Below are 11,268 nucleotides of genomic sequence, written 5' to 3' on the forward strand. Positions count from 1 at the left end.
TGGGTATAAAAAAACCGAGATTGTTGAATCTCGGTTTTTTGTTGGCTTAAGATAAATTAGTCTTCTTTAATCACTAAAATGTTACTTAAGTTATTCGTTAGGTCAGCAGCCGACAAACCATCAAACTCTATGGTCACTTGTTGCCCTGATTTCTCAACTACCATAGAAGAGCTATCCGAATCACCATCGACTTTAATGTTATCTAGCAACTCAGTGACTTGCTGCTGAGTCGGCGTATCAGTAAACAAGTCTGATAGATCTACTTTATCTCCTTCAGTGATACTGAAATCAGTGATTCGATCCGTACTTCCATCTAAGTCACCATCAACCCACTTAAAGATATCGGCATCTCCACCTCCAGTTAAGATGTCACTGCCTAGGCCACCGGTTAGCGTATCCTCTCCATCTCCACCAAGAAGAATGTCATCGAAATTTGTACCTACAAGTAAGTCATCAGAAGTAGAGCCAACTTGCGCATGGCTTTGTGCAAGAACAGTCTCGCCATCAGAGTTAATATTTAACGACATGAGATGCTGGCTTTCATTACCTTGAGAATCAACTAACGTGTAAAGTACTTCAAAGCCAACAGCTTTGCCCGTATTCACATCAGTAGCCGTGCTTGAAGGTTCAAATACATAGCTACCATCTTCACTAATAAATAGTTCACCGTAATCTGTGGTGATTTTGAGTTCACCATTAACTACAGTAGGGTTAATTGAAGGGGTTGTAATGCTTCCGTCTTCAGCAATATACTGAATAACATCCAGTTTATCCGCATCAATGACGACCTTACTGGTACTATCAGCCCCTAACAAATCCCCTGCTTGGCCGATGGTAGGCGCTAATTGAGGCAACTTAGTTGTAAGCTCACTATCCGGTATATAAACCACTTTGTTAGAGATATCTTCAAGGTGCTCGATACTCGTATCAGAGGTTGCGGACTGAACAATACCTACCGCTGTAACATCCTTACCTTTGGCAAAGTCTTGCCATGCATTACTAGCATCACTGCTCCAACCGCCATTACTTTCACCATCACTAATGAAGTAAACGACGTCGTTGGTATTGGATGAATCAACGCCTGTTGGCAAGCTGTCGTAGCCATTAATCGTTGCGTATGCTGCTTCTTCGTAATCTGTACCGCCTTTCACTTCAAAATATTTGGTCCCGTCGACTTCAACTGAACCACTCTGAGCAGAAGTGAGTATTGCTATCGCTTGATCAACGGTAAACCAACCAATTGGAGACATGTTCTTTTCACTATTGCCTGAAACTCTATTATCAAAATCAATCAATTGAACATGTACTTCTTTTGAACCAGGTTGAGCTTTCACATCTTCTAGCATGGATACAGATGCCTGAAGCATTAGATTCATTCTAGTCACGCCATCGTGTGAGTAGTCATCCATACTGCCTGATGAATCCAACACTAATGAAATCAAGGTAGGTGGTGTTTCATCTTGAGCAACAAACACTTCATGCGGTGCTGTAGCAGAGGCTTCACTAGACTCAATATCATTGTTACCTGAATCAATAGCTTCAACTTTAACGTTAATAGAAAGTTGTTCTCCCTGAGGGATTCGTACTGATAAACCATCTATATTAATTTCAGTCTGACCACTCGTTACCGGAACTGACCATGTACCATCGCCATTAAGAGAGCCAACAACATCACCATTACTGTTTACAACTTCAGACCCTGAAGGTAAACCTTCGATGGTCAAAGAGTGGATAGTATCGCTAGTAATATCGCCTACTGATGCATCAATATCCAATGGATATTCGAGGTACGTTTGTTCGATATTCTCCCAGCTATCCCCATCCCAATGGAAGATACCATCTGCGAATTGAAGATATTCAACATCATATAGATCGTCATCCCCTTCATTTGAACGGCTTGATGCTGAACCTATCTTATCTTCAACGGTGAAGAATTTATTTTTGCCACCGTCATTAGTTATTGAAACATCTGAGATTTCATAGTCAGCGAAATTACCTGCGTATACTGCGGTATCAATTCCATCACCACCGTATAGAGCATCATCACCACCTTCGCCAACTAGAATATCATTGCCGCCGTAACCAGCTAAGGTATCTTGGTCATCATCATTTTTATTGTGATTCGCATCACCAAGGATGCCATTACCACCAATCAGAATATCATCTTTATCGACTAATCCAGATGCTAGAATATAATCATTCCCGCCTTGACCTATTATCAAATGCGAGTTTTGAGAATGATAATAACCGCCTAAATCGTTATTACTATTATTGCCAGAAACCGTTTGCCCACTACCATTGTAGTCTTGCTCAGCCTGAGACAGGCCATTATATACTCTGACTACCGAGTGAGTCGTTTGATCAACATGAGATATTATTTTCGGCTCACCAATCTGTACACTCACGTCAGGTTTTGCATCAGATGTTGTACCATCTACGGTAATTTGAGCCGTATTGCTATCAGCACCGTCTGCATCAACGGCATGATAGTCGATGCTTTCACTAATCGTTGATTCATTAACCTCAACACCTCTAACCGTGAAGTTGGAGTTACTATTGGCTGTAGTCGTTACGCGTATTTCATCGAAGCCATCAGCAAACTCGATAGTTTTAGTTGCTAAAGAATTTGCAAGCGAGTCTCCGTTATCTGCATCAACAACTAAAGTTTCTACATGAACTCCATCGCGGTAAAGGAAAATATTAACCTGGGCATTTTGCGGCTCTCCAGCACTGTAATGACCATGCATACTAGCAAAAGAAATATCAGCGCTTGTCACCGTCACACCTTCAGCAAAATCGATACGCATATATTCTTGTGCACCAGAGCTTATTTCGTTATCTACATCAGTAGGTGAGTTCACTCCAAAGCCGCGATCTTTATCACTTGAATCGTAACCAAGATTTGCTTCCGTCAAGGTGGCGCCGCTTTCCATGTTGCCCGCATACACACCGCCTGTGATGCTAACGCCACCAATAACAATTGCCTTAACGGAACTGCCTACGCTATTTCCAGCATTGATATAATCAACGGCATCAAAACTAAGCTTATCATTTGCATCATCAGCTGCGCGATACTCTAGTTTAGTATCAGCATCAATTTCAGTGCCTTGACTAACTTTTTGGTTTGTTCCCGCTACGTAGAAGTCACCAAACAATGGATCTTCATCGATGACTATCTTAAGCGTCGTTCCGTCATGATCGTCTTCAACGTCCGACACAGCAGAGTCTTGCGTAACTAAGTTTAAATCAACATCGGTAAATTTAAACTCTGCATCACCATTACTATCTGTCGTTAACTTAAAGCTCTGAGCTACAGGGTCATCATTTGTACCTGTAACCGTGATAACAGCGCTTTGGTCAACCGTTGCCCCATTTTCATCTTTGACTTTGTAATTGACCGTCACATCCATCGAATCATCTTTACCAAGATGCTGATAAGAAGCATGACTAGTGTCTATGGTTAATGTTGAACCGGAAACCGTAACTCCGTCAGGCAGAGCTCCCAAATCGACGACCGACAAGGAATGGCCGTTATCCACGTCTGAGGCATTCTGCAGTAAATCAACGGTAGAACTACTGTCCTCGGCTACCATTTTGGTAACAGGGCCACTTACTGTTGGCTCGTCATTCGTACCAGTAATAGTCACATCAATTTGGTGTGTCGTACCATCTGCCGACTTAACAATGAAACTTTCGACTCGAGTTTGATTTATCGCCAATGATTCAATATCACTATTACTTACGTTGTATGTCCAAACACCTGCTGTAGTCATCGTTAATGAACCATGGGGTGCACCTTCTTCTGGATGAACAACATCTGTTACGTTAGTAAGGAATAGGTTGTCAACATTATCGACATCCGTCGAATACAGCGTACCTGTATCGCTCAAAATGACAGAACCATCGACTTCAGTAACTGACCCAACATCAATTCCTGTAATATTTGCCTGGTCATTAACAGCGTCGTAAGTAAATTCAACCGTTGCTGTGTCAGTATCGCCATGAGCATCAGTAATTGTATAGGTGAAGGATGCCTTACCATTAAAGTGTTCAGTTGGAGTGAATACTACGTTACTGCCAATAATTGCCACTGTACCGCCAACAGCGTTACCGACATTTGTAATGCTGAAACTGTCGTTATCCGCATCAGAGTCATTAACAACGAGATCTGACTTAGCAATTGTAACTATCGTCTCTTCATCTATATTATTTAGACTATCGTTTTCAGCGTTAGGCGCTGTATTAACGTCAATGCTATCTGAACCTGATTCACCGGTCTGACCATTTTCTAAGGTGATTTGAGCTCCAATTGTCAATTCGCTTCCAACAACGTCGCTTCCCGGAAGACTTAAGTTTAACTGGCCATCATTTAGGTGCTGTTGCGTAATTTGAATCGGTGTTTGTGCAACGCCTTCAATCGTTAGAACTAACGTAGAACCGACCGCAGCACCTACCGGAAGCTTGACCGTATAATTAACATTTTGTCCAAGCTCTACCTGAGTCAGAATATTATCGGCATCAATAATATTGACATCAGGCTGCAGGATTTCGTCTTTGCTAATGACTTCGCCATCAAAATCGAACTTCTCGAACTCTCTGAAGGTGTTTGTATCACCTTGAGGGTCAACTACAACGACTTCACCCGCTGTATTTATAGTAACGGTTACACCTTGTGCATCTTTCGCGAAATCAAATTTCGCTGTATCTATTCCTGCCCCACCGTCTGCAACAAGTTTATCGTTAGCATCGTCTTGATCGACGATAAACTCATCATCACCCGTGCCAAGCAGAACGTAGTCATCTGTGGTTTCAGATTGTGCAGGGTCGAAATCACCGTGATAATAGTGGACTGTATCGGATGCTTGACTTGTGTTGCCGTATGAGTCCGTTTCCTTAGCGTACAGGAATTCATTGTCGTTTAGCGGAATTGCACTTTCAGACGAAATATCCAAAGTCCATGTAGGCGTTGGACTACCCGCAACAACCAATGCAGTACCTATTGATACGTAAGCACCCGTTCCGTCTTTTGCAAACACTTCGATTGTGTTTCCAACTACGCTCCCGGTACCATGTAATGTTACGGTCGTATAGTCAGAAGCACCAGAATCGTCCGTAATATTAGTTATAGCTGGACTATTCGGAGACTCAACGACTTTGATCATCTGACTCTCAGATGCTTTATTACCTGCTTCGTCGGTAACTTCAATTGCAATAGATGTATCTCCAACGACTAATTCGTGGCCTAAATCTATTGAATAGATACCCTGAGAATTCGCAGTTCCAGTGACGGTCTTCTCATCACCATTAATATCTAAGAAAGTAAGTTTAATTACCGCATTAGATTCTGTAATACCAGTGACAGAAGGGGATTTTGTAACTGTAACTAAGTCTCCATTCGTACCTGAATCTGTAGCATCCGTTAAGTCAAACGTAATCGCTGCAGTTCCATCGCCCGCTGTTTCAGTTAATACAGCCGTGTCTTTCTCAATCTCAACGACCTCAGAGTCTGCTGTATTTCCAGCAGGGTCTGTGACATTGATGACAACCGAAAGTTTACCGTCAACCAGCGTGCTAACATCGGTGGTTAACTCAAAATAATCATTACTACTATCGTAAACAAAGCCATTTGTTATGGTAATGCTCTGCCCTTCGCTATCTGTAATAGTAATAGAATTTACTGTTGCGTTCTCTTCTATAAACGCTCCAATTTGGACATTGCCTTTCTCATCGAAATTAATAACGTTATCGTTATCAAGTTCATTGCCATCGGTAACAAATGGGTCGATATCAACGAATTGATCGACTTTGTAGATTTCTGTACTAGATTCTGAGAAATCATTACCAGCTCCATCTTTACCAGTCACCGTAGCGACAATCGATGGGTTAGTTAACGTCGTCGATGCGAGGGTAGAACCAAGAACATCAACACTGAAGAGATATTTTCCTTGGGCGTTTGTTTGGTTGGAGACCTCTGCCGTACCAATTATAGCTCCATCAAGAGTGATTGTTACCGTATCACCTGGCTTCGCATCGTCACCTACCCAACCGGTAATTGGAACAATGACATCGGTTGCTGATTCAGCTGAATTGATGATGCTGTCTGATGTGATTCTGTCTACGTCAATGCTAGCGAATGCTTCTGTATCCACTTTCGCTTCGTCGCTGCCTTCCTTCGACACGTTGCCGTCGCGGTCGGTCTGCGTCGCATCCACTTTGATGCTCGCGCCTTCGGCCACGGTTTCGGTCCAAGTGATCGCGCCGTTGTTGTAGCTGTACGTGCTTTGCGCTGTGCCATCTAAGTTCACAAGGGCATTGCCATCCAGTTTCAACGACACATCGCTGCCGTTGATGCTCAACGTCACGTGACCGCCTTCAACCAACTCGCCGTGCAGCACGTCAACCTTCACTTGAACGTTGTCATTACCCAGCTCGTCTTTGTTGATCACCCCATCGTCTGGGTTGTTGTCATCCACGATGCTCACGCTCGGTGCGTAGTCGCCGTCTGTCGTGAACTCCGTATCCACTTTCGCTTCGTCGCTGCCTTCCTTCGACACGTTGCCGTCGCGGTCGGTCTGCGTCGCATCCACTTTGATGCTCGCGCCTTCGGCCACGGTTTCGGTCCAAGTGATCGCGCCGTTGTTGTAGCTGTACGTGCTTTGCGCTGTGCCATCTAAGTTCACAAGGGCATTGCCATCCAGTTTCAACGACACATCGCTGCCGTTGATGCTCAACGTCACGTGACCGCCTTCAACCAACTCGCCGTGCAGCACGTCAACCTTCACTTGAACGTTGTCATTACCCAGCTCGTCTTTGTTGATCACCCCATCGTCTGGGTTGTTGTCATCCACGATGCTCACGCTCGGTGCGCCTGTATTTGGAGAAATATCAACCACATGCTCTGACGTGGTTTTACTTTCCACCGTATTACCGGCATTATCGTTTGACATAACAAGCACATCAAACTCTGTATCCGCCGCTAAATCACTGCCGGCTACATCTACAGTCCAATTGCCACTGGCATCAACTGTGGTTGTGTATGCCTTACCATTAATAGTCATGCTCACAACATCGCCTTCGTCGATGTCGCCACCTGTTGCTGTACCGGTTACGGTAATTGTTTCGCCACTTTCTTTGGCGTTGATAACATCATCTTCTGTTATATTTGCAACAGTGACTGTTCCCGCTTCCGCAACTAAATCCACAGTATGAGTTGAAGTGGTTGAGGCTGAATATGGATTCCCAGCGTTGTCTTCACCAGTTATCGATGCAACAAAAGAACTGTCTTGTGCAAGATCAGCCCCCGCAACATTAGTACTCCACGTTTTATTAGCTAAAACCGTCGCGGTATAGACCGTACCATTGATTGTCATTGATACAACGTCACCCGCTTTGGCATCAAAACCAACTCGGCCGCTTACGATAATCGTCGACTCACTTTCAGATGCATTAATAATGTCATCGCTAGTGATGTCATTGACTCTAATCGTGGCTCGAGCTGAAGTATCAACAAAATAAGCTTCTGTTGAAGTAGCGGTACCAGATTGTCCAATATCATTTGAGACAGAAACCGTAGCATCGACTAAGCGATCCGAATCAGAAGTTAGAGCAGAACCAGGAACATCTATTGAATATTTCCCGTCAACAATCGCACCTGTATATTCAACACCGCCAATAAGTAATATCACGGTACCTGTATCAAAACTATCGCCCGTAACAGTACCTGTTACAGCAACAGTACCTGCCGCTTCCACGGCGTTGATCACAGAGTCTTCAGTGATAGGATCAATATCGATATTTATCGCGATCGGAGTATCATCAACACTATGAGTCGATGTTCCCGTGCTAGTCACCGTATTACCTACGCCATCGCTAGACTCGACGTTAACATCAAATTCTGTATCTTTTGCTAAGTCGCTACCCGCAACATCGACAGACCAATTGCCATCACCGTCAACAGTCGTGGTATATGACTTTCCATTTATGGTCATGCTAACTGTATCGCCAGTGCTAATATCACCACCAGTAGCGGTACCACTCACCTGAATCGTTTCATTACTTTCTTGCGCGTTTATGATGTCATCATCTGTTATATTATTCGTTGTAACGGTACCAGCATTGGCAACTGTATCTACAACAAACGCATCCGTATCCTGCGCTTCATTACCTTGGGAATCAGAGCCCTTAATAACCACATCATATTCCGCATCTGCCAACGCATCTTCCGCAGGAAGCTCAAATGACCAAGACCCATCGGCGTTAGGAGTAACGGAATAATCTTTACCATTTACGGTTAGTGTTAGGTCGCCATCGGTATTTGACGAAGTGCCTGAGAATACAGGCGTGTTATCAGCGGTAACCGTTTGGTCTGAAATACTGACTAATGGTTTATTCGCATCAATTTGAATACTATCTGAATCAGTCGCGCTGTTACCTTGTGTATCGGATCCGGTAACCACAACGGTGTAATCACCATCGTCTAGGGCATCTTCAGCAGGCAAAGGTAATGTCCAGTTTCCATCTGAATCTGGAGTAACGCTGTAATCTTTACCATTCACATTGACGGTTAGATCACCATCAGTATTTGATGATGTGCCCGAAAATACAGGTGTACTGGATTCAGAAACCGTTTGGTCAACAATCGTTACCTGAGGCTTCACATCAACAGAAAATTGATCAGATGCAGATGAGCTATCACCTTGATCGTTTTGCCCCGTTACCGTCACTTCGTGAGCGCCATCGGTCAAGGCATCTTCTTGTGGTAATTCGAATGACCATGAGCCATCAGCTTCTGGTGTCACAGTGTAGTCTTTACCATTAACCGTTAGGGTTAGGTCACCATTTACGTTGGTAGCGGTTCCACTGAATAAAGGTGTGTTGTCTTCGGTTTCACTAATGTCCGCAACGGTAATAACTGGCAACTCTGATTCAGGTGCCGCATCGTCGGTCGAGATCAGGCTTCTATAGGATTCTAATAAAGTCAGGCTTTGGGTTTGAGAGAGGCCCTGACTTTGAAGTGCACTGGTATCAAAAGAGGTTGAAGCAAGGGTTTGTGTACCAGTACGTTCTATTTCACCGGAAGCAGTAAGGCTTGAACCACTGGTCGCCTCACCGGCTGCTGGAGCGAATTCATCATCAAATTGAGTGGGATCTTCTCCACTTTCTAACGCTGCAAAAATCTGATTAATCTCATCATCTAGATTCAACTCTGTCAAAGACAGATCATCACCGACGATACTTGCTGACGGAAGATCGTTGCCATCTACGGTGATTTGATCGTCACCGTTACTAACAACGACTTCTCCTGGTTTCAACGCTGCCCCTTCCGGAACAACCTTCAAATTACCTAATGCATCAATAACAATGATTTGCCCCGACGCAACAGCACTAGCAGACAACAATGAGAAAACAGAATCCATGTGAACCTCTAAAAACAAATTTACATCCTTCACCAAACCCAAGTGAATTAACGGATGTTAAAAAAATGATCGAACTGGTAACTTATCATCGAAATGGAACCAAGGCCACAAAACCGCCATCAAGCGTGACATATAGCCAACGTCACTTTTACAATTTAGAGATAAGTCCCAATATCCAACCTAACTATTTCATATCTATTGACTGTGAACCATAATAAATAGGCAACCCGTTACAATGAAACAGCCTAAAATGGAATGAACCACAACAACATAGAATGAATGAAGAGTCAGACATACGCGTAATACATCAATGGTAATAAAATTAACAACACTAGGTATACTAATCATTGCCAATTATGTTATTTAGTCTTAACTTAATCATTAGAATCTCACATTTGAGACTGCATTTGCTCATACACTTATTGAAACTTGGTAATGGACAACCTGGAGAACGTCGTGAATAGGACAAAAATCACGCTACTGGCAACAACATTACTGTTGTCGAATAGTGTTTCATCTCAAACACTTGAGCAATCTATTGCGATTACTCTGGCAACTAACCCGGCCCTTAAAAGTGCGTTTAACGACTACAAAAGTTACGTTAAACAGCACGAATCTGCGAACGGCGCATACCTTCCATCTATCGATTTAGACGCAGGCGTAGGTTACGAAAAAGTTAATACAACCCGAGACGTTAGTACTAACCTAAATCGCAAAGAAGCGACACTCACACTAAACCAGTTAATTTGGGATGGCTCTGCCACTTTGAACAACATGGATAGAACGGCAGCAGAAGCCGAATCTATGCGATTCCAGTTATTGTCCGACGCACAAGACAAAGCACTTGAGGTGACTCAAATATACCTCGATGCGGTAAAAGCGAATGAGATCTTAGCGCTTTCAGAAAGTAACCTAGCGGTTCATAAGAAGATCTATAAAGACATCAGAAAGCGGGCAGAATCAGGTATTGGATCAACAGCGGATTTATCGCAAGTAGAAGCTCGTATTGCAAAGGCACACGGTAATCTACTAGCAGCACAAAACAACATTTTTGATACCCATACGCAGTTTTACCGAATTGTCGGCCAAACACCTCAAGGCCTTGTATTCCCACGATCCAATATCAATGAACTTCCCCTTTCTCTGAGCGATGCATTAAAAACCGCTACTGACAATCATCCTGTTTTAAAAGTCTCAATGAGTGATGTTGACGCGGCAAGGTTTCAATTTGATCAATCTAAGGGCGTAAATTATCCAACAATTTCTTTTGAAGCAGGACAAGTTTGGCGGGACGATGCGGGTGGTCTAGAGGGAAGCAGTGATGAGCTTTCTGCTATGATTCGTATGCGTTATAACCTATATAACGGCGGCAGTGATGATGCAAACATCGAACGCTCTGCATACCAACTCAATAAAGCAAAAGATCTAAGGGATCGTTCATACAGAACAGTAGAAGAAAGCTTAAAACTTTCCTGGAGTGCGCTAGATTTAACACTTCAACAAAAAGAGTTTCTAGCCGATCATGTAGACTCAGCAGCGCAAACGGTTATCGCTTACGAGAAACAATATCGTATCGGTAAACGAACATTACTAGATCTTCTTAATACCGAAAATGAATTGTTTGAGGCTCGTAAATCCTATATTGACGCTCATTATTCTGAGCAGTTCGCTAAATACCGCGTTATGAACGCCACAGGGACCTTACTAACCGGTCTTATGATAGATGTCCCTGCGGAATGGGATGAAACTGTTGAGTATTAAAGCAAGCCAGCCAAGGGCTTTCTTGTGGCTGCTTAGTATCGCCTAAAGTTAACACCTTAGTGACCACTAAAAGTGGGCAATAAAAAAAGAG

2 protein-coding genes are annotated in these 11,268 nt (G+C 43.4%); one reads left to right on the forward strand and one right to left on the reverse strand.

Annotated elements, in window-relative coordinates; genetic code table 11:
* Nucleotides 1-56: 56 nt before the first annotated feature.
* Nucleotides 57-9,416 (reverse strand): Ig-like domain-containing protein, encoded by a 9,360-nt coding sequence (locus tag VTAP4600_RS03575; protein WP_102521537.1) that lies wholly within the window; start codon nt 9,414-9,416, stop codon nt 57-59.
* A gap of 456 nt (nt 9,417-9,872) precedes the next feature.
* Here VTAP4600_RS03575 and VTAP4600_RS03580 point away from each other — a divergent pair, with 456 nt between their 5' ends.
* On the forward strand, nt 9,873-11,177 hold the full coding sequence (locus tag VTAP4600_RS03580) for a TolC family outer membrane protein (RefSeq protein ID WP_172443058.1): 1,305 nt from the start codon (nt 9,873-9,875) through the stop codon (nt 11,175-11,177).
* The last annotated feature ends 91 nt before the right edge of the window (nt 11,178-11,268 follow it).

This window comes from Vibrio tapetis subsp. tapetis (assembly GCF_900233005.1).
In the GTDB taxonomy this organism is placed as follows: domain Bacteria; phylum Pseudomonadota; class Gammaproteobacteria; order Enterobacterales; family Vibrionaceae; genus Vibrio; species Vibrio tapetis.